This window comes from Streptomyces sp. NPDC003011 (genome assembly GCF_053591515.1).
Genome location: NZ_JBSFTY010000060.1, coordinates 36227 through 62735, shown reverse-complemented (window position 1 = coordinate 62735; position 26509 = coordinate 36227). Strand labels below are relative to the sequence as shown.

Genomic DNA, 26509 nt, shown 5'->3' with positions numbered 1-26509 from the left:
CTCGTCCCCGCCGCCCCTGCCTTTCCGCACGCTCGGTCTCACTCGGTGGTGCCCCGTCGTCACTGGGGGCGGTGCCCCGTCATGCCGTGGCGGCGGCGGCCTCCACGGGATCGGCCGGGCCGGCCGTGACCGGGGCCGTCGGCAGCTCGCCGAGGACCGGGTGGACGCCTCGCCCCTCTCCCGGCGGGAGAATCGGACAGAGCAGGATTCGTGCCTGCAATACAGCGGACAAAATTGTTGACAATCTTGTCTGGCTAGATTTAGGTTCGACAGGCACTCACTCAGGGAGGGCACATGCCGAAAGAAGCCCGTCCGGGCACTGGAGAGCAGGCCAAACAGCACGCGTTCGCGCAGCTGCGGCAGGCGATCCTGCACGGCGACATGGCACCGGCGCAGCGGCTGGTGGAGAACGAACTCGCCGAGCAGTTCGGTGTGACGCGGGCGAGCATCCGCGCGGCACTCATCGACCTGGAGGCCCAGGGCCTCGTCGAACGGATCCGCAACCGCGGCTCGCGGGTGCGGGTGGTGACGGTGGAGGAAGCGGTCGCCATCACCGAGTGCCGCATGGTTCTCGAAGGGCTGTGCGCGGCGAAGGCGGCCGTCGCGGCCAGCGACGAGCAGCTGGCCGAACTGACGGACCTGGGCACGGCGATGACCAAGTCCGTGGCCGACGGCGAGCCGGTGACCTACTCCGACCTCAACCACGAACTGCACACCAGGATCCGGGAGTTCTCGGGCCAGCGGACGGCCCTGGAGCTGCTGGAGCGGCTCAACGCCCAACTGGTGCGCCACCGTTTCCAGTTGGCGCTGCGGCCAGGACGTCCGCAGCAGTCCCTGAATGAGCATCTGGCGATGATCGAGGCGATCAGGTCCAGGGACCCGCAGGCGGCCGAGACGGCCGTCCGCGCCCACCTCACCAGCGTGATCGAGGCACTGCGCGACTGAGTCGTACGAGGCCGAGAGCCGTGTGGGGCGGGCGCCCACCTGTCATCAAGGAGATGTGAGCAATGATCCAGGCCAACGCGCCCTCCACCCCACGGTCGACACTCGTCGTCACCGCGCACGCCGGGGACTTCGTGTGGCGGGCGGGCGGAGCCATCGCCCTGGCCGCCTCCCGCGGGGAGAAGGTCACCATCGCCTGCCTGACCTTCGGGGAACGGGGCGAGTCCGCGAAAGCCTGGCGCGAGGGCAGGAAGCTGGAGGAGATCAAGGCGATCCGCAAGGACGAGGCCGAGCGCGCCGCCGCCACCCTGGGCGCCGAGGTCCGTTTCTTCGACGCCGGTGACTACCCGCTGACCGCCACCGCCGAGCTGACCGACCGACTCGTCGCCGTCTACCGTGAGACCCAGCCGGACGTGGTGCTGACCCACCCGACCGAGGACCCGTACAACGGCGACCACCCGGCCGCCAACCGGATGGCCCTGGAGGCGCGGGTCCTCGCCCAGGCCATCGGCTACCCGGGCGCGGGCGAGATCATCGGCGCGCCGCCGGTCTTCTACTTCGAGCCGCACCAGCCGGAGATGAGCGGCTTCCGGCCCGAGGTCCTCCTCGACATCACCGAGGTGTGGGAGACCAAGCGCAAGGCGATGGAGTGCCTCGGCGCCCAGCAGCACCTGTGGGACTACTACACCGATCTCGCCGTGCGCCGGGGCGTCCAGCTCAAGCGCAACGCCGGCCCCAACCTGGGACTCGCCCACAAGACCATGGCCGAGGCGTACATGCGCCCGTACCCGCAGATCGCGAAGGAGCTGGCATGAGCGGCGTGATCGTCACCAACCCCCCGAAGGCCGGCGTCAAGGACGTCGACGCGCTGGCCGGGTACGGTGTGGCCACCGTCAGCGAGGCGATGGGCCGCACCGGTCTGCTGGGCCCGGGGATCCGTCCCGTCCAGCAGGGCGTACGGGTCGCGGGCACCGCGGTCACCGTGCTCAGCTGGCCCGGCGACAACCTCATGATCCACGCGGCCGTGGAGCAGTGCGGCGAGGGCGACCTCCTGGTCGTCACCACCACCTCGCCGTCCACCGACGGCATGTTCGGCGAGCTGTTCGCCACCGCGCTCCAGCGGCGGGGCGTACGGGGTCTGGTCATCAACGCGGGGATCCGTGACACGCAGGAACTGCGGGACATGAACTTCCCGGCCTGGTCCCGGGCCGTCTCCGCGCAGGGCACGGTGAAGGCCACCGGAGGCTCGGTCAACGTCCCGGTCGCGATCGACGGCCAGGTGATCCGCCCCGGTGACGTGATCCTCGCCGACGACGACGGCGTGGTGGTCGTCCCGCGCGAGCGCGCCCGCGCCACCGTCGAGGCGTCGGAGGCCCGCGAGGCCAAGGAGGCCAAGGCCCGCGCCGCGTTCATCGACGGCCAACTCGGTCTGGACCGCTACGGGTTGCGTGACACGCTCAAGCGCCTCGGCGTCGCGTACCAGAGCTACGAGGAGTACGCCCATGAGGGGACGCGGTCGTGACCGCCGTGTCCGAGGAGGTGCCCTGCCTGCTGATGCGGGGCGGCACCTCCAAGGGTGCCTACTTCCTCGCCGGCGACCTGCCCGCCGAACCGGCCCTGCGCGACGCGCTGTTGCTGCGGGTGATGGGCAGCCCGGACGAGCGGCAGATCGACGGCCTGGGCGGCGCGCACCCGCTCACCAGCAAGGTGGCCGTGGTCTCGCCCTCGGCTGACCCGAAGGCCGACGTCGACTACCTCTTCCTCCAAGTCGTCGTCGGCAGGCCCGAGGTGAGCGATGGTCAGAACTGCGGGAACATCCTCGCCGGCGTCGGCCCGTTCGCCGTCGAACGCGGGCTGGTCCCGGCGGGGGAGAAGGAGACCTCCGTCCGCATCCGTATGGTCAACAGCGGCGACTACGCGACGGCGACCTTCCCGACCCCCGGCGGCCGGGTGGACTACACGGGCGACGCGGAGATATCGGGGGTGCCGGGAACGGCCGCGCCCGTGGTGATCGAGTTCCCGCCCGGCGCCGGGAAGCTGCTGCCCACCGGCAACGTCCGGGACGAGATCGACGGCGTCCCGGTGACCTGTGTGGACAACGGCATGCCGACCGTCCTCATGGAGGCGGCCGCGCTCAAGGTGACCGGCTACGAGTCGCCCGCCGGACTGGAGGCCGACCGGGCGCTGACCGACCGGCTGCGGTCGATCCGGCTGGCGGCGGGGCGCCTGATGGGCCTCGGTGACGTCTCGAACGCCACCGTGCCCAAGCTCACACTGCTCGCCCCGCCCCGCGACGGCGGCGCGGTCACCACCCGCACCTTCATCCCGGTGCGCTGCCACCCCTCGATCGGGGTGCTCGGCGCGGCCAGCGTGGCCGCCGGGCTGCGCATCGAAGGCGGTGTGGGCGCGGGCCTGGCTGAACTCGACCCCGCGAGCGACCGGGTCCGCGTCGAACACCCCACGGGATTCCTCGACATCGAGAGCAGCCTCGCGACCACCCCCGACGGCCTGCCCTCCGTCCGCCGTACCGCCGTGGTCCGCACGGCCCGCAAGATCTTCGACGGCACCGTCTTCCCCCGGTCCGCCGGGACGGCGCCGATCCCCCCGCGACCCCGAGGAGGTCACTGATGACTCCGCCGCTCGGCGACATCGCCCATATCGGCCACGCCCAGCTGTTCACCCCGGACCTGGACGCCAGCGTCGGCTTCTTCACCGACTACCTGGGGCTCACCGTCAACGGGCAGGACGGCGACACCGTCTACCTGCGGACGTTCGACGACTACGAGCACCACAGCCTGGTGCTCACCGCGCGGGAACAGCCCGGCCTCGGCCGGCTCGCCCTGCGCACCTCCAGCGAGGAGGCCCTCCAGCGCCGCGTCACCGCGGTCGAGGAGGCGGGCGGCACCGGCCACTGGGCCGAGGACGAACCCGGCCTCGGCAAGCTGTACGTCACCACCGACCCGGACGGCCACGAGCACGCCCTGTACTGGGAGAGCGAGCACTACCGGGCCCCCGAGGAGCTCAGGCCCGCGCTGAAGAACCAGCCGCAGGCCAAGCCGAACCGGGGCGTGGGCGTACGGCGGCTCGACCACATCAACTTCCTCGCCGCCGACGTGCTCCCCAACGCCGAGTTCCAGCAGAACGTGCTGGGGGCGCGGCCCACCGAGCAGATCCGGCTGGACACGGGGAAGATCGCGGCCCGCTGGCTGACGTTCACGGACAAGTCGTACGACGTCGTCTACACCTCGGACTGGACCGGCTCGGCCGGGCGGCTGCACCACATCGCCTTCGCCACCGACACCCGCGAGGACATCCTGCGCGCGGCCGATCTCGCCATCGACGCCGGGGTCTTCATCGAGACGGGCCCGCACAAGCACGCCATCCAGCAGACGTTCTTCCTCTACGTCTACGAGCCGGGCGGCAACCGTATCGAACTGTGCAACCCGCTCACCCGACTGGTGCTGGCGCCCGACTGGCCGCTGATCACCTGGACCGAGGAGGAGCGGAAGAAGGGGCAGGCCTGGGGCCTGAGGACCATCGAGTCCTTCCACACGCACGGCACTCCGCCGGTCGCGTAGCGGGAGGGTTCGACAGCGGGGGGCGGGGCGCACACGCGGGTGTGCGGACCCGCCCCTTCGCCGTGGCCGCGCCGCGGCACCGGTCCCGGTCCCGGCAGATCGTTATCGAGATTGTTGACAGAAACGTTGACACTCTTGAAACGGATCCTTAGCGTCTAGCGCACACTGATCCCCTCCAGGGAACGTCTCCTGGACGAGAGGAAAACAACGATGTCCTCCTCCCCCTCCCTGTCCGCCCGCGGCGGCAGACTGGCTGTTCTGGTCGTCGGTCTGTGCTGGCTGGCCGTGCTCTTCGACGGCCTGGACATGTTCATCTACGGCTCGGTCCTGCCGCACATGCTGGAGACGAAGGCCCTCGGCATCACCGCCGACCAGGCCGGTGACCTCGGCAGCTACGCCACGTTCGGCATGCTCGTCGGAGCCCTGACCGCGGGCACGATCGCCGACCGCATCGGCCGCAAGAAGCTGATGGTCTCCTGCGTCACGCTGTTCTCGCTGGCCTCCGGCCTGTGCGCGATCTCCGGCGGCGTCGCCGTCTTCGGCCTCGGCCGGACCCTCGCCGGCATCGGTCTGGGCGGTCTGCTGCCCACCGCGATCAGCATGGTCTCCGACTACGCCCCGCGCGGCCGCGCCGCCCTCACCATCGGCGTGCTGATGACCGCCCACCACGCCGGCGGCATCCTCTCCGCCTACGTGGCCAAGTGGCTGGTGGAGCCCGCCGGCTGGCGCGCCGCCTTCTGGGTCTGCGTGCTCCCGCTGCTGTTCGCCCCGGTGCTCGCCCGGTTCCTGCCCGAGTCACTGAGCTTCCTGGTCGCCAAGGGCCGGACCGACGAGGCCCGCGCGCTGGCGGCCCGCTACGAGGTCGAGCTGCCCGCCGCCAAGGCGGACACGAAGGGCGCCGACCGCTGGACCAACCTCGCCAACCTGTTCCGCGGCGGCGAGTGGGCGCAGACCCTGCTGTACTGGCTGGCCTCCTTCGGCGGACTCCTCCTGGTCTACGGCGTCGCCACCTGGCTGCCCACCCTGATGCGCAGCCAGGGCTACAACCTCGGCTCCGCCCTGACGTTCGTCGTCCTGTTCAACCTCGGCGGCATCGTCGGCATGCTGATCGCCGGCCGCGCCTCGGACCGCTTCGGCGCCCCGCGCATCTCGGCGATCTGGTTCGCGCTGACCGCGGCCGGTGTCTTCCTGCTCAGCGTCCACATGCCGCTGGGCGTGACCTTCCTGGTCGTCTTCCTCACCGGGGTGTTCCTCAACAGCGCCCAGACGATGATCTACGCGACGGTGTCGATCCGCTCCACCCCGGACAACCGCGCCACCGCCGTCGGCTGGACCTCCGGCATGGGCCGCTTCGGCGCCGTCTTCGGCCCCTGGCTCGGCGGCCAGCTGCTCGCCGCGGGCAACGGGGACTGGGGCTTCACCGCCTTCGCGCTCGCCGGTGTCTCGTCCATGGTCTTCATCGGCGTCGCCGCCCTGCGCAGCGCCCGGCAGGCCCCGAAGGCCGGCGCCGGGCAGGAACTGATCAGCGCTCACTGAGGACAGCGCTCACTGAGGACGCGGAGCACGCCGCCCGAGAGGGCAGGGACGGACGCCGGCCACCCGCGGAACGACGCGAGGGCCGGCGTCCGGCGCAGGGCTCGGGAAACGTCACCGGCGGGGCCGAGACAGGCTCGCACCCGCACCCGACTGTTACGGACCTCGCCGCGCGGGACGTCCGTCCCCTACGACGGCATACGCGGCGGGACGGTTCACCTTCCCCTCGGTCTTCCGGGTCGTCCGGGCCGTCGCCCTGCCCCCGCTGCGGCCGCGCGAGCAGGGTCTGTCCGGCGGATCAGGCCCTGGCCGGTTCCCGGGGGCCCGGTCAGACCATCTGGTCCTCGGCCGACAGGTGTTCGACCGTCCTGCCGGTCTCGGTGAACGTCCGCGGCACCTGTCCCGAGGAGTACGCCCCGGACCCGCGTCAGCAGGAGCTGGCTGCCCGCATCGCCGGGCGCCGCGGTGCCGTCCGCGGCCCCTTCGCCCGCTTCGACCGCGGCCTCCCGAAGCACCTGCGCGAGCTGACGCCGCTGATGGCCGCGCGCAACGGGGACGCGCAGTACTCCTGGAACGCCCCTGTGCACCAGGCGACCGAGGCCGGCGTCCCGGAGGCCGCCGTCCAGGCCATCGCCGAGAAGTGCGAGGCTCGCCCGGCTCCTCGCCCGGCTTCTCAGGCCCGGACCGCCTCCCGCAGATGGCGGGCGATCAGGGCGTACGTCTCCCGTGCCTTGTCGTCGTCCGAGCCGTCGTACCCGTGGTCGGCCCCGGCCACGTCGTGGTGCTCCACCAGGGATCCCGTCCTGCGCAGACGGTCGGCGTAGCGCTCGCCCTCCGCCCGCAGCAGGTCGTGCGCGGCCGTGATGACGAGGGCCGGGGCGATCCCCGTCAGATCGGCGGTGTCCGACGGATGCGCGGGCGACACCAGCCGGTCGGCGCGCAGCCGTTCGTCCGGGACGTAGGACGAGTCGAAGACGTCGGCCATCCACGGCCGCAGCATGGGTCTGTCGACGGAGGCCCGCTTGTCCCGGGCGTCGGTCGCCAGGTCCAGCGGGGGATAGTGCAGGACCTGGAGCGCGATCGGGGGAGTGCCCTCCTCCAGCGCCTGACGTGCCACCGCCGCCGCGAGCGCACCCCCGGCGCTCTGTCCGCCCACGGTGAGCCGGGTCCCGTCCCAGCCGTGCGCGGCGCCGTGCTCGGCCACCCAGCGGACGACCTCGTACGCCTGCCGGGGCGGGGCCGGGAACGGGTGCTGCGGGGCGACCACGTAGTCGACGTTGATCACGACGACCCCCGCCTCGGCGGCCAGGAAGCGGCACAGCGGGTCGTCCGTCTCCGTGAGCGATATGACGTATCCGCCACCGTGGAAGTTCACGTGCACCGGCGGCGCGGCCTGCCCGGTGTTTCCCTGCGCGGGCAGGTACACCGTCGCCCGGGCCGGCGCGACCGAGGTGGGAACGGTCAACTCCTTCACGGTGCGCGGACATTCGGGGAACCGGGCGTGCGAGGCCGCCGCGGAGCCGCGCCCGCCGGAGCGCCGGTCCGCGAGCCGGGTCGCGTGCTGCATCGTCTTGGCGGCCAGGGCGGCCACCGCCGGCCGGGCGAGGAGGGACATGTGGCTCCGATCGCTGGAACTGCGGCGGCCCGGGGGAGGGGAGGGCTCCGCTTGACGGGGTGAATTTAGTTGAGTCAGGCAAGAGAAAGCTAGGTCGTGGATCACGGCGGGCGGCGCGCACTCCGCCGAGGGCGACGGACGGGACCCGGTCGGGCCGGGCGTCGTCCCGAAGGCGGTGCAGCGCGCGGCTGACGCGGGCGTATGCGGTAGGGTTGACCCGCGTGCTCACACGGTGATCGTGGGGGGCGCATCGGGACGTGGCGCAGCTTGGTAGCGCACTTGACTGGGGGTCAAGGGGTCGCAGGTTCAAATCCTGTCGTCCCGACCAGCTCTTCAGCGGGTCGGCGGCCGTCTTCTCAGAGATGAGAAGGCGGCCTCTGTCGTGTCCCGGGGTGCCTCACGTGCGCCCCGCGCTGTGCAGCGGGCTGCTGAACAGCGGGTTCAGGGCGACGGTCGCCGCCGCGACGAGAAGGGCGGCCGGACCGGCGTGGGGGGCCACGATCCGGTCCGGGTCGTCGCAGACGTGGGCGTGCGCGACGGCGGACGTCCGGATCTCGTCGAGGTACTCGGGCTGGAGCGTGCTCGACCGCTCGGTGATCACCACCAGGTCGGGGTTGAGGACGTCCAGAAGCAGTCCCGTCGCCCGGCCCACCGCCCGCGCGCGCTCGCGCAGCAGCGCGTCGGCCCGCCGGTCCCCGGCCGCCGCCGCGTCCACCAGCAGCCCGGCGTCCGGTTCGGGGATCAGGCCCGCGGCGACCGCGCGCCGGGCCAGCACCGTGTCGGAGACGGTCGCCTCCAGGCAGCCGGTCCGGCCGCACGGACACGGCGCCGCGCTGTCCGGCACCGGAAGGTGCGCCACGTCGCCCGCACCGGACCGGGGCCCGCTGTGCACGACGCCCGCGACGGCGAGCGCCGCGTCCACCACGTTGCCGACGAACAGGTGGAGCAGGGAACGCCGGGCGGCCGGGCGGCCGAAGAGCAGTTCGGACCGGGCGACGGCACGGGCGTGGTTGTCGACCCGGACGGGCAGCCCGGTGTACCGCCGCAGGTCCGCTCCCAGCGGGTACCCGTGCCAGCCGAGCGCGTCGTGCCGTACGACGGTGTCGGCCGCGGAGTCCACCCAGCCGCCGATGGCCGCGCCCACCCCGAGGACCCTGGCACCGGCCGGGGTCCGGTCGGTGAGGAACACGGCCAGTGCCCGGCCCACCCGCTCGCGCAGCGCGCCGGCCGGGATCCCGGCGTGCGGGACATCCCGCCGGGCCACCACCGTGCCGCGCAGGTCCGTCAGGCCGAAGGCGGAGGAGGGCACCCCGATGTGCACCCCGGCGACCAGCGGCCCGCCCGCGTCACCGGTGCGAAGGTCCACCGGTATCTGCGGACGGCCCACCCCGCTCGCCGCGATCAGCTCGGGCACCTCGCGCACCAGGCCGAGCCGGACCAGGTCCGTGCACTGCCGGGAGACGGCCGCGGGGCTGAGCCCGGACAGCCGGGCGATCGCGCTGCGGGCCACCGGACCGTGGTCGAGGACGGCCCGCAGCACCGACGCCGCGTTGGCCTCCCGGCGGCCGTCACCGAGGGCGCGGGCGGCGGGGAGCGGGACGGTCGGCATGGCGGTCCTCCTGGCGGACGGGAGCGAGGGGCTCCAACATGCCGTGCGCGCGGGCCGTTTGGCGACTTTCCGGTACGGCGCCGTGGGCGGGGGTGACGGGTGTGTTGCGGGGTCGTGAAGCGGGCCCGGGAAGCCTTGACCGGGAGGGGACGAGGTGCCCAAGCTCGTGGTGTGACCGCGATGCATCTCCTCGTTCCGCGGCTTCGTACCGGCCTGGGGTGCCCTGCCCCGGCCGTGTGCGCGTGTCGCTGACCACAGCGCCCTCGTCCTCCTCCGCGTTCCGCGTTCCGCGTTCCGCGTTCGGCGTTTCCCGTTCCGTGTCCCACGCTCAGTGCTCCGTGCGGGCTCCAGCACTTCACCTGCGCGGATTTCCTTCCGCTCCGACAGCAATCAACTGCCGACGACCCGCCGAAAGGGCCCCACCGTGACCATCACCGCGCCCGCCGCCACCACCACTGCCGCCACCGCCACCGCCACCGCCTCCCTCACCGTCGACAGGGTCGGCGGCCGGATCGGCGCCGTGATCTCCGGCGTCCGCCTCGGCGGAGATCTGGACGAGGCCACCGTGGCCTCGATCCGGGCCGCCGTCCTGGAGCACAAGGTCGTCTTCTTCCGCGACCAGCACCACCTCGACGCCGCGGGGCACGAGGCGTTCGGCCGGCTGCTCGGCGAGCTCGTCGCGCATCCGACCGTGCCCTCCGTCGACGGCCGTTACGCCCTCGGCATCGACAACGACCACGGCGGCCGCGCCAACCAGTGGCACACCGACGTCACCTTCGTGCCCGCCTACCCGGCCTTCTCCATCCTGCGCGCCGAGGTCGTCCCGCCCTACGGCGGCAACACCCTGTGGGCCAACACGGCCGCCGCCTACGCCGGACTCCCGGCGCCCCTGCGGGTGCTGGCCGAGTCGCTGCGCGGCGTGCACACCAACGACTACGACTACGCCGCCGCCCGCCCCGACGCGCCGGCGCGGGAGCTGGAACAGCACCGGAAGGTGTTCACGTCGGTCACCTTCCGGACCGAGCACCCGGTCGTGCGCGTCCACCCCGAGACCGGTGAACGCACCCTGGTCCTCGGGAGTTTCCTGCAGAAGCTCACCGGCTTCAACGGACGGGACTCGCACGCCCTCGTCGAGGTTCTCCAGTCGCACGTCGAACGACCGGAGAACACCGTCCGCTGGCAGTGGCGCGCCGGGGACGTCGCGATCTGGGACAACCGCGCCACCCAGCACTACGGCGTCGACGACTCCGACGACCACGAGCGCACCCTGCGCCGCGTCACCGTCGACGGCGACGTGCCGGTCGGCGTGGACGGCCGCCGCTCCACGCTGCTCGCCCCGCAGGCGGTACCCGAGCCGGGCCACGGCATCGCCTCCGGCGCCTCCACCGACGGCGTACTCGCCCAGGCATGAACGCCGCCGGTCACTCGCCGGACACCGCCGGCTGACGGCCCGCCAGGGCCGGGCGCCGCCTCCCGCGAGGCGGCCCCCGGCCCTTTTGCCTGCCCAGGGGACGTACCCGCGGTGGACACCCCCTTGACGTCGCCCCGGACCCGACCGACACTCCAGAGAGGAATCCTAGTGAACAGGTAGGGAAACATGGGGTGCCTTGAGCCGGTGACCGGTCGCGTGAGCCGTCCGCCTCGGCCGTCGCCCCTTGGGACCTCCCGCCGTCACATCGATCTGCTGCGCGTCCGCAGCGCGATCAGCCCCCTGGGCTGAGCACCCCGTCCCGACGACGCTTCCGCCGCGCGTACGTCTGCGCCTCCATCCCGGGGAGATCCATGTCCGTCACACCGCTCGCCGCCCCGACCGCCCACCTCGCGCCCGCGTTCCGCGGCCGGATCGGCCGGGACGCGCGCAGTGGGCACTACGCCGTGCCCCGCCGCTACCGCCTCCACCTGTCACCCGCCTGTCCCGACGGTCTGCGCATCGCCGTGGTGCACCGCCTCCTCGGCCTCGCCGACGTCTGCCCGGTGACCCGTCTGGACGCCGTGCCCGACCGGCCCGACGGCGGTCACTCGGCGCTGCGTCCCCTGTACGACGCGAGTGCGCACCGGTACACCGGCGCGGCCGTCGGCCCGGTGCTCAGCGACGACTGGTCGGGGCGGATCGTCAGCACCCACGCCCCCGACATCACCCGCGACCTGGCCCGGCACTTCGGCGGCGGACGCCCGGCACCGTACCCGTGCGGGACCGAGAGCGAGATCGAGGCCGTCGAGCGGCTGTGCGCGCGGGACATCAACGAGGCCGGGCAGCGCGCGGGCCGCGCCGGTGCCGGCCCGGCGCGGCGGACGGCGGCGCTGGACACCCTGTTCGCCGCGCTGGGCGTGCTGGAGCGGCGGCTGTCCTTCCAGGAGTACCTGGTCGGCGACCAGCTCACCGCCGCGGACGTCGAGTTGTGGGCCGCGCTGGTCCAACTCGACACCGTGCACCGCCACCACCTGGACGCCGCCGCGGTGCACCGTGTCGCCGGCCACCCGGCGCTGTGGGCCTACGCCCGCCGCCTGACCGCCCACCCGGCCTTCGGCCCCCTGCTCGACCTCGACGGCATCGCCCGCCGCCACCACGCCCACTGCCGGGGCCTGGAGGCCGCCGGAGCCGCCGTCCAGATCCTCGACTGGGCGGCGTACGTCGCCTGAGCTTGTCTTTTAACCTCTGAGGCTGTCGCGCTCGATGATGCTCTCGGGTCGCCTGGTCGTTTTCCCGACGTCATAGCGGGGCGTGGGGCGGCGGTTCTTGGAGCCAAGTGGCCTTCCTGGTCCGGGCGTTGAGGGTTTCGGTGCACGGGCCGGGCAGGCGAGGTGCGGGCGGAGGTTCCGAAACCCTCGGTGGACGCGGGCCGGGGTGAGCCGTGCGGGCTCGGTCCGCCTCTCCCAGGGGCGGCGGAGATCCGCCGCGGCTTCGCGGGTGAGCCGGAGCTGGGTGTGGGCAGCGATCACGAGCCACGTCCAGCGGTCTCCGGCCTCGGGGGTGCGGAGCTTCGGCCGGGTCCACCCCAGTGTCTGCTTCATCAGCCGGAAGGTGTGTTCCAGGTCGAAGCGCCGGAGGAACGCCTGCCAGCGCACGTCGACGTCCTCGCCGCTCAGGCTGGTGGCCGACGACCACAGCCAGAGCGGCAGCGGGTCGTGGCCACCGGGCAGACGGTCGACCTGGAGGCGGATCAACGTGCCGTCGATGACCGGGAGTTCGCCGGTGTGGTCGATCCACGCGGAGCGGGTGGTCAGGCGGGGGTGGATGCGGTCCCAGGCCATCGCTCGGGCGGTTCCGTACCGGTCGGTGACCTGCACCGTGGCCGCGCCCGGATCACCCCAGGTCTCCGGCTTGGCGAAGCGGAACTCCTTGCCGTGCTTCGACGGCCGCCCGCCCTGCGGCGGGGAGATCCACGGAACCGGGACGGGCTTGCGCATCACCCGGTCCGTGTGCATCCGGCCCAGGACCTCCACCGGCAGTCCGGCCAAGAGGTGGGCCATGCGCGGGGCGTCGTAGCCGGTGTCGAACACGATCAGGATGTCCCGGTCGCCAGGGTGCCAGCGGCCCATCTCGATGAGATCGATGACCACCCGGCGGACCTGGGCGGCGGTGACCTCGGCGACGTCGTCGGCCGGGCCGAGACGGACGGCGTCCAGCAGTTGGCACCAGGACGTCCGGCCCGATTCCAGGGCGGCGACGAACGAGTACGGCCAGCCGGGTACGAACTGGTCCGAGGACCGTCCGCTACGGCCGTAGACGTGGCAGAACAGGCGATCCGCCTGGTGGGAGCGTCGGGGCGGAGCCAGTTGCTGACGTCGACCGCGAGGACCAGGCGGCCGTCGGCGGCCTGAGGCATGGGCAGGACGGCCAGCACCTGCCGCAGACGGGGCACGTCGATGTTCCCGCTGTTCAGGGCGTCATACATGGCGCCGTGCCCGCGCCGGTGCTCAGCCACCAACGTCAGGTCACCGGCGCTCTCACCGGCCCGTCCGCACACAGCAGCGCATCCGTGAGGTCGAACAGTTCGTCCCCGCGAGCGCTCAGACAGTCGAATAAGTCCTCCCGGAAGCGTGACGCTTTCGCGAACGCTTCCCCCCGGAACATGATCAGGCAGCAGACTCACCTTCACGGCCTTCGTCGTGGTCACGTGCACCTTGGTCGGAGCACATGATCAGACGAAGGCCGCCTCAGCGTCCGGCGAACACCCAGGTGAGCGGCCTAGTTCGAGGAGCATTTCGACTCATCGATAGCCTGCATCACCATGATGCGCGCTTGGATCCTGCCGATGCTGCTTGTGCTCAGCGGCTCAGTCGTCGCGACTGGGCAGATCTTGAAGGGGAGCCCCGGCACAGCCGCAGCACTCCTGCTGGCGTTCCTCGCGCTCGCCGGCGTCAACTCGCCTCTGATCTTCCCAAGGTCGATCGGCGCGCTGGAGGCACAACGCCGCAGCGCGGTCGACGGCCGACCGGTCGTCTTCTGGCGGCCGGGCTGCAAGTACTGCATACGACTGCGCATCCGGCTTGGCCGCAGCTCCCGCCAGTTGCACTGGGTCAACATCTGGCGCGACCCGGCAGGAGCCGCAGCGGTGAGAGCAGCCAACGACGGCAACGAGACCGTGCCGACCGTCGTCGTGGCGGGCCAGCCACACACCAACCCCGATCCCAAATGGGTGCGCGAACAGCTCTCCCCCTCCGCGTGATCAGAAACCGCGCCCTACGGAGAGGCACCGGCAGACACAAGCGCACAGAGTGTCACATCCTCACTGGGGGTGGTTGACGCTGGTCAAGTGTGCGACTTTGCCTGAGTGGCCGCCCTGTTGGTCAGGCTGAGGTGATGCAACTCCTTAGGCCGACGACGCTTTGCGGCTGTCAAGCTCAGCCTGTTCCGGCACGGGAAATCATGACCGGGCGGATAAGAGTGCCGCACCGACTGGGGGAAGCTGCCGCGTCACGAGCGCAGAGCCGCAGAGGCGTAGCCCCGAACACAGGCCTGGCCCGCTCGCCTGCAGCCTGACCCCTACCCCGTCAAGAGATACTTTTGCGTCGGTTACACGGCCGAAAGCTGCAAAATTAACCTATAGCGGCACTGATCCCTCCACCGTTGGGTGACTGTTGATTGACGCAGCGCTACCACGGACGCTCGGTGCCGACACCCCTCAACGGCGGTGCTGTACGCCGGGCAGGCAAGGAGTCCCCATGGCCAACTTCCAGACCGGCGAAGTACCCCACGGTTTCCTGATCAACGAAAGCGGCGGACTCATCCACCACCGCTACGGCATCGTCCTGGCCGTCCCGATCCCCAACCAGAACAGCAGCAAGACCTGGCCCGACGCTTACCTCAGCTTCGGCTCCGACTGGGCGGACGTACGGCTCAGGGTGGCGCTGCACGACGGCAAGGTCTGGAGCGCCCTCAAGAACTGGGACATCAACGCGGCCGACGGCCGGCTCGCCGAACAGCTGCCCCCTGGCACGCAGAAAGTCAGCATCGGACGCGTGAAGAAGACCGCCACCGACATGACCGACAGCGCCCCGGTCAGCTGGCTGCTCGAATACGTGTAGCCCAGCCGGCAGGCCCCTGCCGCCTGGCGGACCAGGGCGCCTTGCCACGATGCCGCGCCGTTCACGGCGCCGGAGCACCGGCACACCCGGCTCATATCCCCGCCCGGCATCGAACCGTCAGCTCTGCCTGGCCGGAGGGCCTGAGCGGTCTCATCCTCTGAAAAGGAAGTCCCATGGCGAACGAGCTTCAGTACGGCGACCAGATCCATCTGCAAAACGGGTACAACAGCTGGCAGGGCGGCTACCTCGACACCATCAACAACAGTCCCACCGCCGGCCTCAAGCACAACGTGCGTACCGCGGACAGCTCCGACCGCGCCAAGGGCACGGGTACCTGGGAGCTCCTGTCCGCCTCGGGCAAGGCAGCAGGACAGCCGGTGCGGAGCGGGGACCTGATCCACCTGCGCAACCTCTACGGCGGCGACGGGGGCTACCTCGACACCAGCAACCACGCCAGCGACGCGCAGAAGGCGGCCGGCGGCAAGTACGACGTGTCCACCGCGGAATCCAAGGACCGCACCCCGGGCAGCGGCCGCTGGCGGATCTTCGCCCAGACCTCCACGCCCGGCGACCAGAACGTCCGGGCAGGCGACGTAGTCCTGCTGTGGAACACCTACGACGACAACGGCGGCTTCCTGGAGACCAACCAGAACGCCACCGACGGCGACAAGCTCGACGTATGCACCAACGCCTACTACAACCGCGGCGGCAGCGACGTCACCCACTGGAAGATCCACAAGGTGTAAACCTGAGCCAGGAAGAATTCTGGGCCCCTGCGGACGCCGACCGCCGGGGCCCAGCCCCGCTGCACAGCCGCTGTGCCCGCACACGGGCATCGGCGCCTCCGATCAAAACCTTCAGGTACGCCCGCCACCGGCCCGTGGTGTGCTGCTCGCCCAATGAGCTTCTTCGAGTTGGCCACCGATCGGGTGACGGGCCGTGAAGCGCAACGAGCGAGGCCCCCGGGCTGTTGATCGAGATGTCTGACGTCTCAATCACGTTGCTCGGGGGCCTCGTTGGTCATCCATCCTGCCGCACTCGACCTGCCCCATGCACTCGTGGAGTGGGTCACCATGCTGATCGTCACCCGTGAGGGCGACCGACGCTGCAAGCTCCGCCCGTCCCAGCGCGCGATGGTGGCACTGGTGTACCTGCGCGAACACACCACTCTCGCGAAGATCGCCGTTGGTCGACCGGCACAACTGGGCCAGGCCGGCCCCCGCCGGCCGGGCCTCGATCAGCGCCTTGCGTACCGCCTCACCATGGATGTGGGCGGGAACTCCCGGCCCCTGCATGGCTACTGGCCCCGCAGCAGCTGGGCGAGCGCCTCGTCCAGATCGGTCCGGCCGGTGGTGACCGCGGTCTCGATCCAGTCAGCCGTCGCCCGCAGCTTCTGCAGCGTGGTCCCGACCTGGCCGTGCTGCCGCTCGGTGAACTCGTGACCGTGCAGCTTGGGCACCAGCCGGGCGGCTCCGGCGATGAAGCCCTGACAGACGGCCATGAGATCGGCGAACTCCATCTGCCGGTGCCACCCGCGCCCGATCGTCGCCGGGTCGTCGAACCGCTCGCCCTCACCGTCGTCGTCTTCACCCTCGCGGGCCAGGACGCCCCGGAACTCCTCATCGAGACCATCGTCGTCTTCGTCGGCCTGCTCGGACTGGTTCTCGTTGACCATGTAGCGGGCATCGGAGTCCCGCATGGCCACGAACGCCACCTCCCGGCGCTTGAGCAGGTCGGTCACGACCTGGCAGGCCACCGCCTCGTCCTGGACGAGGTCGGCGACGGCCTCGACCTTCTCCTGCACGGTGACCGGAGTGGAGGTCTTCCATCCCACCGCCCGCTTCGCGGCGTCCCGACAGAGTCAAGCTGAGGTGCCCCGCAGGCTCTCACCGAGGCCGGCGCCGGTGTGGCGTGGCCGCGGACGCCCCCTCCCCCGAAGGTGACGTCCGCGGCCGCTTCCCCCCGGCGCCGGACTGTGGTCCGAGCATCGTCCGTGTGCGGCCTGTGTGTGCTGTCACCAGCACATGACCGCTGTCTCCCCCGAACCCCAGCTGGAGTACAGGCGCACACGGACGAAGTAGCGGCGGCCCTTGACGAGATGGGCCTTGATCGTGGCGTTGCGCGGGGTGCCGCCGTCGTCCTGGCCGGCGAGATAGCGGGGTTCGCCGTCCCGCTCCTCGAAGACCACGACGAGGGCGTCGCTCTCGCCGAACGTGCTCACGGTGTACTCCCGGGTCTCCGGCGGCTCGACGGTGAAGTCGGCCTGTGTGCCCGGGCGCAGCGCGAGCGGCGCCGAACGGAAGGGCACCAGCGCGGGCGGCCGGAGCGGGTCCCCCCGGCCGGGCTCGTCCGGGAGCGGAGCGGGATCGGCCGGCGGGTACCAGCGCAGCGCGTACTCCTTGTCGGCGGGGGAGAGGGTGCCGGGCGGGTTCAGACCCGCGCGGTACTGCTCCGGCTCCAGGATCAGCCCCGCCTCGAAGGGGTACTCCATGATCGACTGCGGGTCCCAGACGGAGCCGTTGACCTCGTCCGGGTCCAGCTTGCGCAGGATGTTGACGAACGTCCGGTCCCGGCTCCAGAAGTTCGGCGGGCCCGCCAGATCGGCGTACACGGCCTCGTCGTCCCAGTGGATGCCGGCGAACGGACTCTGGTGCTCGTGCAGCATGCCGAGCGCGTGCCCGATCTCGTGCAGGGCCGTCCCGCGCTCCCCGGGCGCGGTCAGGTCCCAGCCGAAGTTCATGGTGCGTTCGTGCACCCCGACCTGGAGGGCGTCCCTGCCCACGGTCGACCAGGAGCCGTCGCCGAGCTGGAACCCGATCCGCAGCTCGGCCTCCGAGCGGTCGCCGACCTCGGCGAACGACACCCCGGCACCGAGGTCCCGCCACTCCCGGAAGCACCCGCGTACGACGTCCCGCTGCTCCTCGGCCCCGGCCCATGACACCCGCCGGGTCCCCCCGGTCCCCGGTACCGGGATGACCGACCCGTCGGTGCCGTCGTCGAAGAAGTAGTAGTGCAGCACGGTGTGGTTGACCCACATCCGGCTTCCGCCGATGAGCGCACTGAGCCGCTCGGCGGCCAGCCCCGGCGCGAAGGCGGGGGCGGGCTGCTGCGCGAGCGAGCAGTAGCGTGCGGTCATGGCGACCAGACTGCCGCCGCCGCGTCCCGGGCGCCTGAGTCGGGGGCTACTCAAGTCCCCCTGTATCAGAAGTGAGTATGGCGGCTCCCGTTACCGTGAAGAGTTTCGAACCGGACGCGAAGACGCTGGAGCTGCCCTGGCCGTTCACCGGCCGGGAGGACGAACTCGGCCTGGTGCGCCGGTCCGTGACCGCCGCCCGCCCCGGGCTCGTGGTGACCGGTCCGGCCGGATGCGGCAGGACCCGGCTCGTCACGGAGGCCGTCCGCGGCACCGACTGTGCCCGGGTGGCCGGCACCCCGCGCACCCGCCACCTCCCGTTCGCCGCGTTCGCGCACCTGCTCCCCGAGACCGTCTCCCTGCACCGGGCGGTCCACCTCCTGTCCGCCACCCGCCTGCTGCTCGTCGACGACGCCCACCTGCTCGACGACGCCTCGGCCGCCCTGGTCCACCAGCTCGCCGTGCACGGACGCCCGCGCCTGCTGGTCGTCGCCACCGACGGCGTGCCGGTGCCCGAGGCGGTCTCCCGGCTGTGGACCGGGGAACTCCTGCCGCGCCTGGCGCTGGAGCCGCTGCCCCGTCAGGAGACGGCACGGCTGCTGGCGGCGGGCACCGGTGACACCCTGGAGCCGCTCACCGTCGACCGGCTGTCCCGCCTGTGCCAGGGCGACCTGCGGCTGCTGCGGGACCTGGTCGGCGCGGTGCGCGAACGGCTCACCCCCGTCCCGGGCACCGACGGCGGCCGGGCCTGGCGCGGACCGGTGCCGCTGACCGACACGGTCCGCGAACGCACCGCGCCGGTCCTCGACCGCACCGGCCCCGAGGAGCGCGCGACCCTCGAACGGCTGGCCTTCGGCGAACCCCTGCCGCTGCGCCTGGACGACCTCGACCTGCGCGCCCTCGAACACCTGGAGGCCGACGGCCTGGTCCACGTCGACGACGACGGCGCCGTCCGCCTCGCCCACCCCCTGCACGGCCCGGTGCTGCGCGCCGCGGCCGGACGGCTGCGGGCCAGGCGGCTGGTCCGCACCCCGGACAGCTGCGCGGCCGCCCTGACGGCGGAGTCGGCGGCGCTGGCCCGGGCCGTCGAACGGGCCGACCTCCGGGACATCACCGCGCCCGTGGGGGAGTGGCTCGTCGCTCAGGGCGCACCGGTGCCGGCCGGTGACGCGGCCGTACGGGCGCGCTGCGCGCGGCTGCGGGGCGACCTGCGGGAGGCGGCGGCCTGGGCGAGGGAGGGGCTGCGGGGCGCCCCGCGGGACCGGTCCTGCCGGGCCGAACTCGCCCTGGCCGCCGCGCAGTCGGGCGAAGTGTCCGAGGAGCGCGTGGCGGGCGCGGCGGTCTGGCAGGCGGCGTCCAGGGGCGACCTCGACGCGGCACTGGACGCGATCACCGATGACCCCTACGACGCCGTACGCCTCGGCGCCCCCGAGCGGGCGCTCGGCCGCCTGACCGGTGTCTTCGCCGCCCACGCCGACGCGCTCGCCCGGGGCGACGGACCGGCCCTGGACCGGGTGGCCGCCCAACTGGAGGAGCGGGGCCTGCTGTTGTTCGCCGCCGAGGCCGGTGCCCAGGCCGTGCGGGCGCACCGCGACCCGCGCGCCGCCCGCACCTCCCGCACCCGCGCCGTCGCCCTGGCCCGCCGCTGCCCGGGCGCCCGCACCCCGGCACTGTCCGGTCCGGTCCTGGGCGAACTCACCGCCCGGCAGCGGCAGATCGTCACCCTGGCCGCCGCGGGCCTGAGCAACCGGCAGATCGCGGAACAGCTCACCCTGTCGATCCGTACCGTCGGCAACCACCTCTACGGCGCGTACGCCCGGCTCGGCGGGAGCGACCGCGACGCGCTGCCGTGGCTGGTGGAGCGGCCGCAGGCCCAGCCGGCCTGAGCGGCCCCGCGGACCGGCGGTCTGACCCCCGTGATCGGGGGAGGGGTCAGGCCGCCCTCGACCCCGGCCTCGGGGCCGCCCGGTTCAGGCGGCCCCGAAGGCCGAGAACGCCCACCCGGTGGCCTGGTGGGTCGCGTCGTCCGGCAGTGAAGCACGGGCGTCGCGCAGCGCCTCCGCCAGGGACAGGCCCGCACTGATCCCCTTGTGCAGCGCCAGCATCAGCGGTACCACCGCGGCGTCGTTGACGGGCGCGCTGCACGCCACCACCCCGGCCGTGCCCAGCGGCAGCAGCGCGGTGACCAGGCCGAGCAGCTCGTCGGCGCCGACGGACGCGAAGCGGGCGGTGTCGCAGCAGGACAGGATGATCCGGTACGGGCTGCGGTCCAGGCGCTCGAAGTCGTGCACGATCAGCGGGCCGTCGGCCATCCGCAGCGACGAGAACAGCGGACTGTCCGCGCGGAACGTACCGTGCGCGGCGATGTGCGCCAGCGCCGACCCGTCGAGTTCCCGCAACACACGCGGAACGCGGGCCTGTTCGTCCTCCAGGACGGTCGATCCGTCGTACCGGTCGGCGAGTTCGGGCACCTCCGCGCCGCCGGTCGCCAGACCCGGGCCGCGCACCAGCACCTGACGGCCGCCGGGCGGCGGAGCCGTCTCCCGGGCGCGCAGCCAGCTGCTCGCCGACGGCGACACACTGAACACGCGCTCCCGCAGGGACGGCAGCAGCGCCCACGGCACCCGGTGCAGCCGCCCCGGCGGCACCACCACGACCGGCCCGCCGCCCAACCGGCCCGCCGCCGGACCGAACAGCAGCTCCTCCAGGCGGCGGCCCGCGGCCTCCATCACCGGACGCCGGGCCTCGGCACCAGGATGCGCCAGCCGTCGCAGCCCGGCCTGGACGTGCTCGGCCTCCGTCTCCGCCTCGGCCAGCAGCCCCGCTTCGAACCGCCGCACCCGCCCCTGCCCGCACAGCAGGACGTGCACCCGCCCGTCGAGCACGGCCAGCTCCACCAGCCGTACGCCGTCACCCAGCCGCTCCAGCAGCCGCGCCGGGTCGAAGCGGTTCCCCTCGCCGGGCGCGTCGCCGCGGATGCGCAGGGTCCGGGAGCGGATCTCCCGTTCCAGACGCCGCTGGTCCCGCTCCAGCGCCGGCACCGGACGGCCCTCCATCCGGGCCGCCTCGGCGCGGGCGGCGATCTCCCGGAAGGCGGTGAGGTCACTGAGCAGGTCCGGGTCGGCGGGCGGCCGGGTCGGCGGCGCGGACAGCACGGTGGCCCGCCAGCGCTCGCTCCACACCAGCAGCCGCCGCGGCCCGCCCGCGGCGAGGCTCGTCCGCTGCGCCAGCGCGGCGAGCTCCGCGCCCTGCGCGGTGGCCCGCGCCCGCAGCTCCGAGGCGCCGAGCGTCATGCGGTGGTCGTCGAGCACGTCGAGCCCACGCCGGCAGGCCTCCAGGACACCCCGGCCGGAACCGGCGGCCCGGGCCCGCAGCGCCTGCGCCGCCCAGCCCGTCATCCGCGCCAGCGGCGGACCGCTGTGCCGGCTGCGCGCGGCGAGGGCCAGGTGCCGCTCCGCGTCGGCCGTCCAGCCCAGGCCGAGCGCGATCCGGCCCGCCAGCAGGGACGCCTCAGCGGCGGCCGGCGAGCCGAACGACGCCAGCCGGTCGGCGACCGCCGCGGCGTCCGCGACCAGCCGGCCCGAACCGCGCCCGGTGGCCAGCCGCGCCTCGATCACCACCAGCCGGGCGTGCGTCTCCCACCAGGTGCGCCGCTGCCCCGCGAACAGCCGTACCGCCACCGCCGCGCGCGCCAGCGCCGTGTGCGGATCACCCGCCGGCCGGGCCGCCCGCGCCGCGACCAGCAGCAGCTCCGCCTTGCGGGTGGACTGCCCGCCGATGCCGTCCAGGACGCCGATCGCCGCGTCCGCCTCGGCCAGCGCCTCCGACGCGAGCCCGGCCGCCATCAGGACCTCGCAGCGCCGGATGGTCAGCATGAACGTGGGGGTGCCGAGCGCGGCGTACCGTTGCGCGGCCTCGTCCAGCAGCCGCAGCGCCGCCGGGATGTCACCCGACCGGAACGCGGCCAGGCCCCGGCTCTCCACCGCGTCCGCCTTGTCGTGCTCCTGCCCCGTCGTGTCCCACAGCGCCTCGGCGGCGGTGAAGTCGGCGTCGGCCCGCTCCACCGCGCCCAGCGCCAGGTGCACGGTCGCCCGCAGCGTCAGCGCCCGAGCCGTCCAGATCACGTCGTCCGCCTGCCGCAGCACGGGGATCGACCGGCGTACGTCCTCCAGCGCCGCCCGGTGATGCCCCAGCACCCACGAGGCGTACGCCCGCCGGAACAGGACCCGGGCCCGGGTGTGCCCGCTGCCGATCGCGACGCCCCGCTCCAGCGCCTCCAGCCCCTGCCGGGTGCGGCCGGCGTGCACCAGCGCCACGCCGAGGGCGGCCAGGACGTCCGCCTCCCGGTCGGCCGATTCCGCGCGCGCCGCCAGATCCCGGGCGCGCCGCAGATGGTGCAGCGCGATCCGCAGATCGCCCCAGTCCCGCTGCCAGATGCCGATCACCTGGTGGGCGACGGAGGCGGACCACGGCGACGGATCACCGTCGAGCACGTCCCGGGCCCGCGCCAGCGCCTCGTGGGGTGCGGCGAACACCATCGGCAGCAGTTCGAGAACCGAGTCGCTTCCCGCTGTCACCCCACGGATGGTAGTGGTCCCGGTGCCCGCCCCACAGGTGTGGAGCTGTATCAATCGGCGGGCCCGCGGCTCTGACTGACGACCGCCGCCCCACTGGGAGGACACGCATGGCACCTCAGCGATTCCACGAGCAGTTCGACCAGATCCAGCGCTCCCTGCCCGACGTCCCCCTCGCCCTCGGGCCCGACGACGCCGCCGAGTTCATCTACGAGAAGGGGGTCGTGCTCGCCCGCGACGGCGAGGAGGCACGGCTCGTCGAGGACAGCGTGCGCGGCCACTTCACCGCGGCGCCCGACCTGACCGCCGACCACGTGCGGCGGGCGAGCCCGCAGACCAACCGCTCGGGCATCACCCGTATCCAGGTCGGCGACCCCGGACAGGGCGGCCGCGGCCTTGACCAGGCCGTCGCCCACGCCCTGCGCGCCCTGCGCGAGCCCGAGGGACGCGCCGGACGCCGACTGGTCAGCCGCAACCATGTGGTGTCGATCGCGGTGAACTCCTGCCCCGGCGACGAGCCCGCGCCCGCCCCGCTCGCCCAGGGCAGCAACCCGCCCCCGGCCGGGACCGGCCACGACGCGGACACCGCCGTCGGCGTCCTCGTCATCGACAACGGCCTCACTCACGACCACGCGGCCGTCCCGCTGCTCGCCCACGTGCGGGGCGACCTGCACGGCACCGAGACCGACGGCCAGGGCAACCTGCTCCAGTACGTCGGTCACGGCACGTTCATCGCGGGCCTCGTCGCGGCCGTCGCCCCCAACACGGACGTCACCGTGCTGCGCACCCTCAACGACGCGGGCGCCGTCCTGGAGTCCGAGTTCGGCGAGAAGCTCTTCGACGCCGTCGACCAGCACGGCTGGCCCGAGGTCCTCAGCCTCTCCGCCGGCACCTCCAACGGGCGCACCGACGGACTGCTCGGCCTGGACGCCTTCATGGCGGAACTGCGGCAGCAGCGCACCCTGTTGGTCGCGGCGGCCGGCAACAACGCCAGCGCCACACCGTTCTGGCCCGCCGCCTACGCCGCGCTGCCCGAGTACCGCGACGTCGTCCTGTCGGTCGGCGCGCTGCGCGGCGACAGCGAGTTCGGCGCCTGCTTCAGCAACCACGGGCCCTGGGTGAGCGCCTACGCCCCCGGCGAGCGCCTCACCAGCTCCCTCACCGGCTTCGACGCACCGGTCCCGTACGTGTACCAGCACTCCACGTACGACGCCTGCCGCTACGGCTTCACCTACCTGTGCACCTGCCAGTCCCCGCGCCACACCGGCGTGTTGAGCGAGCAGGGCGCCACCGCCAAACCGGACCAGGTGATGTTCGAGGGGTTCGCGCACTGGAGCGGCACCTCCTTCGCCACCCCCGTCGTCGCCGGCATGGTCGCCGCCCACATGACCGCGCACAAGGAGACCGACCCGCGCACCGCCCGGCGCCAACTGCTGGCCGAGAACAGCGAGTTCGCCGAGGTGCGCGGAGCCCACGTCCCGGCGCTCCGCCCGCCCACCTGGCGTCCGGTCCCGGTCGTGCAGCGCTCGGCCCCCGCATGACGTCCGGAACCGCCCCCTCCACGGCGTACGATGACGTGCCGTACACAAGGGGTGGGGCCGTGGACCGTGCAGATGTCGGCGCGCTCGTCCAGTTGGCCGTCGACGGTGACGCGGCGGCCTGGAAGGCGCTCGTGGAAGGGCTGAGCCCGCTGGTGTGGTCGGTCGTGCGCGCTCACCGGCTCTCCGACGCCGACGCGCACGAGGTGTACCAGACGGTGTGGTTCCGCTTCGCCCAGCACCTGGGCCGGATCCGCGAACCGCACAAGGCCGGGGCCTGGCTGGCGAGCACGGCACGGCACGAGTGCCTGAAGGTGATCAAGAGCCTGCGGCGGCTCACCCCGACCGACGATCCGCAGCTCCTGGACCGGGTCAGCGACGACCGTACGCCCGAGCAGTCCTTCCTCGACTCGGAGGAGGCCGCCGCCCAGACCGAACGCATCCGGCGCGTGTGGGAGGAGTTCGAGGAACTGGGCGAGCGGTGCAGGCAGTTGCTGCGCGTCCTGATGGCCTCGCCGCCGCCCAGCTACCAGGAGGTGTCCGCCGCCCTGGGGATCGCGGTGGGCAGCATCGGACCGCTGCGCCAGCGCTGTCTGCGCCGCCTGCGCGCCCGACTCGACGCACGGGGAGCACTGTGAGCGACATGAACGACGGGAACGGCAGGAACGACAGGAACAATAGGAACGACAGGAACAATAGGAACGACAGGAACGACGAGGCCTTCCACGACAACGGCTTCATGGACGGGCGGTTCCCCGACGGGCAGTTCACCGAGGAGGAGTTCGACGGCGACCTGCTCGAGGAGGAACTGCGCCGGGCCGCCAGCATCCTGGACCCGGTACCGGCCGCGCTGCGCCGGCTCGCCGTCGAGGCCTACGCACTGCACGACCTCGACGCCCGGCTCGCCGAACTGGCCTTCGACTCGCTGGTCGACGCGATCCCGGTCCGGGGCGCGACCGACGCCCCCCGCATGCTGACCTTCCGTTCGGGAGACGTCACCCTCGACGTCGAGGTGACCGCGCGGGGCCTGATGGGGCAGGTGCTGCCCCCGCAGTCCGCCACGATCGAGGTGCTCAGCGGGCCCCAGCCGGGCGCGTCGGTCGTCGCCGACGCGATGGGGCGCTTCACCTCCGACGTGGCTCCCGCCGGCCCCTTCGCCCTGCGGCTGCGGGCCGGCGGTCAGGTCGTGGTCACGCAGTGGCTGCGCGCCTGACCGGGGCGCCGCCGTCGGTCACCAGATGACGGGCAGGGTCCGCGGCCCGCGGATCATCGTCTTGCGGCGCCAGAGGACCTGGTCGGCGGGGACCGCGAGCCGCAGCCCCGGCAACCGGTCCAGCAACGTGCCGACCAGCAGCTCGCTCTGCATCCGGGCGAGCACGGCACCGGTGCAGTAGTGCGACCCGTTGCCGAACGCGAGGTGCGGGTTGGGATCCCGGTCGACATCGATGCGTTCCGGGTCGGGAAACACCGCCGGGTCGCGGTTGGCGGCCAGGTAGGAGACGTACACCGCGTCGCCCGCCCGGATGCGCTGCCCGTGCAGGTCGACGTCCTGGAGGGCGATCCGGGCGAGACCCACCGAGCTGCGGTGCGGGATGTGGCGCAGCAGCTCGTCCAGGGCGGCGCCCCGGGACTCGGGCCGCTCACGCAGCCGCGCCATCAGCTCGGGGCGGGTGAGCAGCAGGTACAGCATCTGGCCGCAGTTGTGGGTGACGGCCTCGCCGCCGATCTGCAGCGGACCGGCGAGGCCGATCGCCTCGGTCTCGGCGACCTCGCCCCGGGCCACGGCCGCGCCGAGCAGCGAGTACACGTCGTCACCGGGGCTGTGGGCGCGGGCCCGGATGGTGTCCGCGATCCACGCGTACATGCCGTTCTTCGCCCGCTCCGCGGCCTCGGCGCCGCCGGAGGTGGAGATGATCTGCCGGGTCCAGGCGTGCACCTGGTCCCGGTCGGCGGCGGGCACGCCCATGACCTCGCAGACGACGGAGACCGGGAAGGGTTCGAGGACCCGCTCGACCAGGTCCGCCGGCGGCCCGTCCCGCACCACGCCGTCCACCAGCGCGTCGAGCATCTCCTGGGCCCGGGAACGCAGCCGTTTCGTCGCGCCGACGGTGAACGCGCCGGCGACCGCCTTGCGCAGCCGGTTGTGGTCGGGCTGGTCGGCGAACGCCAGCGAACCGGGCCGCGGCGCGAAGTGCGGGGCCATCCGGGTCACCTGACGCCGCGTCACCTCGGCGCGGCTGAACCGGGGGTCGTTGGTGATCGCCTTGACGTCGTCGTAACGGGTGGCCAGCCACGCCCACCCCTCACCGTGCGGCAGCTGGATCCGGGTCAGTGGTCCCTCGCGCATGAACTCCGCGAGCAGGGGGTCGAATTCCGTCCCCTTCAGGTCGAGCGCGGGCCAGTGCCGCACCGGAGGCGGGGCCTGCCCGGTCAGCGTGGTGGTCTCCTCGGTCATGCC

At 72.8% G+C, this 26509-nt stretch carries 20 protein-coding genes, 1 tRNA gene and 3 pseudogenes; 17 read left to right on the top strand and 7 right to left on the bottom strand.

All coding sequences use genetic code 11. From position 1 onward, the window contains the following. Positions 1-294 precede the first annotated feature (294 nt). The 6 genes from ACWD0J_RS28080 (at position 295) to ACWD0J_RS28055 (ending at position 6056) form a co-directional block, all read left to right on the top strand. Positions 295-945 (top strand): GntR family transcriptional regulator, encoded by a 651-nt coding sequence (locus tag ACWD0J_RS28080; protein WP_451498627.1) that lies wholly within the window; start codon positions 295-297, stop codon positions 943-945. A 62-nt stretch (positions 946-1007) separates the two neighbouring features. Next, positions 1008-1757 (top strand): PIG-L deacetylase family protein, encoded by a 750-nt coding sequence (locus ACWD0J_RS28075; RefSeq protein WP_451498626.1) that lies wholly within the window; start codon positions 1008-1010, stop codon positions 1755-1757. After that, positions 1754-2464, top strand: coding sequence for a 4-carboxy-4-hydroxy-2-oxoadipate aldolase/oxaloacetate decarboxylase (locus ACWD0J_RS28070; RefSeq protein WP_451498625.1), 711 nt, complete (start codon positions 1754-1756; stop codon positions 2462-2464). The genes ACWD0J_RS28075 and ACWD0J_RS28070 overlap by 4 nt, the downstream gene beginning before the upstream one ends. A 32-nt stretch (positions 2465-2496) precedes the next feature. Then, on the top strand, positions 2497-3570 hold the full coding sequence (locus ACWD0J_RS28065) for a 4-oxalomesaconate tautomerase (protein ID WP_451498632.1): 1074 nt from the start codon (positions 2497-2499) through the stop codon (positions 3568-3570). Next, entirely contained in the window at positions 3570-4520 is a 951-nt protein-coding gene (locus ACWD0J_RS28060) for a catechol 2,3-dioxygenase (RefSeq protein ID WP_451498624.1), read from the top strand. The genes ACWD0J_RS28065 and ACWD0J_RS28060 overlap by 1 nt, the downstream gene beginning before the upstream one ends. A 210-nt stretch (positions 4521-4730) precedes the next feature. After that, on the top strand, positions 4731-6056 hold the full coding sequence (locus ACWD0J_RS28055; RefSeq protein ID WP_451498623.1) for an MFS transporter: 1326 nt from the start codon (positions 4731-4733) through the stop codon (positions 6054-6056). Between the two features lie 670 nt (positions 6057-6726). On the opposite strand, the gene ACWD0J_RS28050 is transcribed toward ACWD0J_RS28055, so the two are convergent. Continuing rightward, positions 6727-7668 (bottom strand): alpha/beta hydrolase fold domain-containing protein, encoded by a 942-nt coding sequence (locus tag ACWD0J_RS28050; protein ID WP_451498622.1) that lies wholly within the window; start codon positions 7666-7668, stop codon positions 6727-6729. Positions 7669-7919: 251 nt separating this feature from the next. On the opposite strand from ACWD0J_RS28050, the gene ACWD0J_RS28045 reads away from it, so the two are divergent. Continuing rightward, positions 7920-7996: transfer RNA gene (locus ACWD0J_RS28045), tRNA-Pro, on the top strand. Between the two features lie 69 nt (positions 7997-8065). On the opposite strand, the gene ACWD0J_RS28040 is transcribed toward ACWD0J_RS28045, so the two are convergent. Continuing rightward, complete coding sequence (locus ACWD0J_RS28040) at positions 8066-9277, bottom strand: ROK family protein (protein ID WP_451498621.1); 1212 nt, start codon at positions 9275-9277, stop codon at positions 8066-8068. A 430-nt stretch (positions 9278-9707) separates the two neighbouring features. Here ACWD0J_RS28040 and ACWD0J_RS28035 point away from each other — a divergent pair, with 430 nt between their 5' ends. Together ACWD0J_RS28035 and ACWD0J_RS28030 are read left to right on the top strand one after the other, a co-directional pair. Beyond that, positions 9708-10688, top strand: coding sequence for a TauD/TfdA dioxygenase family protein (locus tag ACWD0J_RS28035; RefSeq protein ID WP_451498631.1), 981 nt, complete (start codon positions 9708-9710; stop codon positions 10686-10688). 371 nt (positions 10689-11059) lie between these two features. Next, complete coding sequence (locus ACWD0J_RS28030; protein WP_451498620.1) at positions 11060-11917, top strand: glutathione S-transferase C-terminal domain-containing protein; 858 nt, start codon at positions 11060-11062, stop codon at positions 11915-11917. Positions 11918-11926: 9 nt separating this feature from the next. Here ACWD0J_RS28030 and ACWD0J_RS28025 read toward each other — a convergent pair. Next, positions 11927-13352 (bottom strand): annotated as a pseudogene (locus tag ACWD0J_RS28025) (NF041680 family putative transposase). 157 nt (positions 13353-13509) lie between these two features. Between ACWD0J_RS28025 and ACWD0J_RS28020 the strand changes: the two are divergent. From ACWD0J_RS28020 to ACWD0J_RS28005, 4 genes and pseudogenes are all read left to right on the top strand, one after another. Beyond that, complete coding sequence (locus ACWD0J_RS28020) at positions 13510-13947, top strand: glutaredoxin domain-containing protein (protein WP_451498619.1); 438 nt, start codon at positions 13510-13512, stop codon at positions 13945-13947. Between the two features lie 496 nt (positions 13948-14443). Further along, positions 14444-14806, top strand: a complete 363-nt coding sequence (locus ACWD0J_RS28015; protein ID WP_451498618.1) for a hypothetical protein — start codon at positions 14444-14446, stop codon at positions 14804-14806. A gap of 173 nt (positions 14807-14979) precedes the next feature. After that, positions 14980-15552 (top strand): hypothetical protein, encoded by a 573-nt coding sequence (locus ACWD0J_RS28010; protein ID WP_451498617.1) that lies wholly within the window; start codon positions 14980-14982, stop codon positions 15550-15552. Between the two features lie 270 nt (positions 15553-15822). Next, a pseudogene (locus ACWD0J_RS28005) lies at positions 15823-15996 on the top strand (IS5/IS1182 family transposase); the annotation flags it as partial. A gap of 107 nt (positions 15997-16103) precedes the next feature. Here ACWD0J_RS28005 and ACWD0J_RS28000 read toward each other — a convergent pair. Both ACWD0J_RS28000 and absR1 read right to left on the bottom strand, forming a co-directional pair. Further along, positions 16104-16649 (bottom strand): annotated as a pseudogene (locus tag ACWD0J_RS28000) (DUF6192 family protein); the annotation flags it as partial. Positions 16650-16820: 171 nt separating this feature from the next. Beyond that, a complete protein-coding gene (absR1, locus tag ACWD0J_RS27995) occupies positions 16821-17942 on the bottom strand; it encodes a beta-glucuronidase AbsR1 (protein WP_451498616.1) in 1122 nt (373 codons plus the stop codon). 77 nt (positions 17943-18019) lie between these two features. Between absR1 and ACWD0J_RS27990 the strand changes: the two genes are divergently transcribed. After that, positions 18020-19825 carry a LuxR family transcriptional regulator AbsR2 gene (locus ACWD0J_RS27990; protein WP_451498615.1) on the top strand — a complete coding sequence of 602 codons (1806 nt, stop codon included), beginning with the start codon at positions 18020-18022 and terminating at the stop codon, positions 19823-19825. 84 nt (positions 19826-19909) lie between these two features. Here the strand turns inward: ACWD0J_RS27990 and ACWD0J_RS27985 are convergent, their stop codons facing one another. After that, positions 19910-22477 carry a CHAT domain-containing protein gene (locus ACWD0J_RS27985; protein WP_451498630.1) on the bottom strand — a complete coding sequence of 856 codons (2568 nt, stop codon included), beginning with the start codon at positions 22475-22477 and terminating at the stop codon, positions 19910-19912. Positions 22478-22623: 146 nt separating this feature from the next. Between ACWD0J_RS27985 and ACWD0J_RS27980 the strand changes: the two genes are divergently transcribed. The 3 genes from ACWD0J_RS27980 to ACWD0J_RS27970 are packed head-to-tail and all read left to right on the top strand — an operon-like array spanning position 22624 to position 25264. Further along, on the top strand, positions 22624-24054 hold the full coding sequence (locus tag ACWD0J_RS27980) for a S8/S53 family peptidase (RefSeq protein WP_451498614.1): 1431 nt from the start codon (positions 22624-22626) through the stop codon (positions 24052-24054). Positions 24055-24113: 59 nt separating this feature from the next. Next, positions 24114-24689 carry an RNA polymerase sigma factor gene (locus ACWD0J_RS27975; RefSeq protein ID WP_451498613.1) on the top strand — a complete coding sequence of 192 codons (576 nt, stop codon included), beginning with the start codon at positions 24114-24116 and terminating at the stop codon, positions 24687-24689. Beyond that, a complete protein-coding gene (locus ACWD0J_RS27970) occupies positions 24686-25264 on the top strand; it encodes a hypothetical protein (RefSeq protein WP_451498612.1) in 579 nt (192 codons plus the stop codon). Before ACWD0J_RS27975 ends, ACWD0J_RS27970 begins: the two co-directional genes overlap by 4 nt. 18 nt (positions 25265-25282) lie before the next feature. On the opposite strand, the gene ACWD0J_RS27965 is transcribed toward ACWD0J_RS27970, so the two are convergent. Further along, positions 25283-26506 carry a cytochrome P450 gene (locus ACWD0J_RS27965; protein ID WP_451498611.1) on the bottom strand — a complete coding sequence of 408 codons (1224 nt, stop codon included), beginning with the start codon at positions 26504-26506 and terminating at the stop codon, positions 25283-25285. Between the last annotated feature and the right edge of the window lie 3 nt (positions 26507-26509).

What these genes read in the sequence shown, in the direction of transcription:
- ACWD0J_RS28080 (WP_451498627.1), top strand. Translation starts at nt 295, where the DNA reads ATGCCGAAAGAAGCCCGTCCGGGCACTGGAGAGCAGGCCAAACAGCAC.
- ACWD0J_RS28075 (WP_451498626.1), top strand. Translation starts at nt 1,008, where the DNA reads ATGATCCAGGCCAACGCGCCCTCCACCCCACGGTCGACACTCGTCGTC.
- ACWD0J_RS28070 (WP_451498625.1), top strand. Translation starts at nt 1,754, where the DNA reads ATGAGCGGCGTGATCGTCACCAACCCCCCGAAGGCCGGCGTCAAGGAC.
- ACWD0J_RS28065 (WP_451498632.1), top strand. Translation starts at nt 2,497, where the DNA reads ATGCGGGGCGGCACCTCCAAGGGTGCCTACTTCCTCGCCGGCGACCTG.
- ACWD0J_RS28060 (WP_451498624.1), top strand. Translation starts at nt 3,570, where the DNA reads ATGACTCCGCCGCTCGGCGACATCGCCCATATCGGCCACGCCCAGCTG.
- ACWD0J_RS28055 (WP_451498623.1), top strand. Translation starts at nt 4,731, where the DNA reads ATGTCCTCCTCCCCCTCCCTGTCCGCCCGCGGCGGCAGACTGGCTGTT.
- ACWD0J_RS28050 (WP_451498622.1), bottom strand. Translation starts at nt 7,668, where the DNA reads ATGTCCCTCCTCGCCCGGCCGGCGGTGGCCGCCCTGGCCGCCAAGACG.
- ACWD0J_RS28040 (WP_451498621.1), bottom strand. Translation starts at nt 9,277, where the DNA reads ATGCCGACCGTCCCGCTCCCCGCCGCCCGCGCCCTCGGTGACGGCCGC.
- ACWD0J_RS28030 (WP_451498620.1), top strand. Translation starts at nt 11,060, where the DNA reads ATGTCCGTCACACCGCTCGCCGCCCCGACCGCCCACCTCGCGCCCGCG.
- ACWD0J_RS28020 (WP_451498619.1), top strand. Translation starts at nt 13,510, where the DNA reads ATGATGCGCGCTTGGATCCTGCCGATGCTGCTTGTGCTCAGCGGCTCA.
- ACWD0J_RS28015 (WP_451498618.1), top strand. Translation starts at nt 14,444, where the DNA reads ATGGCCAACTTCCAGACCGGCGAAGTACCCCACGGTTTCCTGATCAAC.
- ACWD0J_RS28010 (WP_451498617.1), top strand. Translation starts at nt 14,980, where the DNA reads ATGGCGAACGAGCTTCAGTACGGCGACCAGATCCATCTGCAAAACGGG.
- absR1 (WP_451498616.1), bottom strand. Translation starts at nt 17,942, where the DNA reads ATGACCGCACGCTACTGCTCGCTCGCGCAGCAGCCCGCCCCCGCCTTC.
- ACWD0J_RS27990 (WP_451498615.1), top strand. Translation starts at nt 18,020, where the DNA reads ATGGCGGCTCCCGTTACCGTGAAGAGTTTCGAACCGGACGCGAAGACG.
- ACWD0J_RS27985 (WP_451498630.1), bottom strand. Translation starts at nt 22,477, where the DNA reads ATGGTGTTCGCCGCACCCCACGAGGCGCTGGCGCGGGCCCGGGACGTG.
- ACWD0J_RS27980 (WP_451498614.1), top strand. Translation starts at nt 22,624, where the DNA reads ATGGCACCTCAGCGATTCCACGAGCAGTTCGACCAGATCCAGCGCTCC.
- ACWD0J_RS27965 (WP_451498611.1), bottom strand. Translation starts at nt 26,506, where the DNA reads ATGACCGAGGAGACCACCACGCTGACCGGGCAGGCCCCGCCTCCGGTG.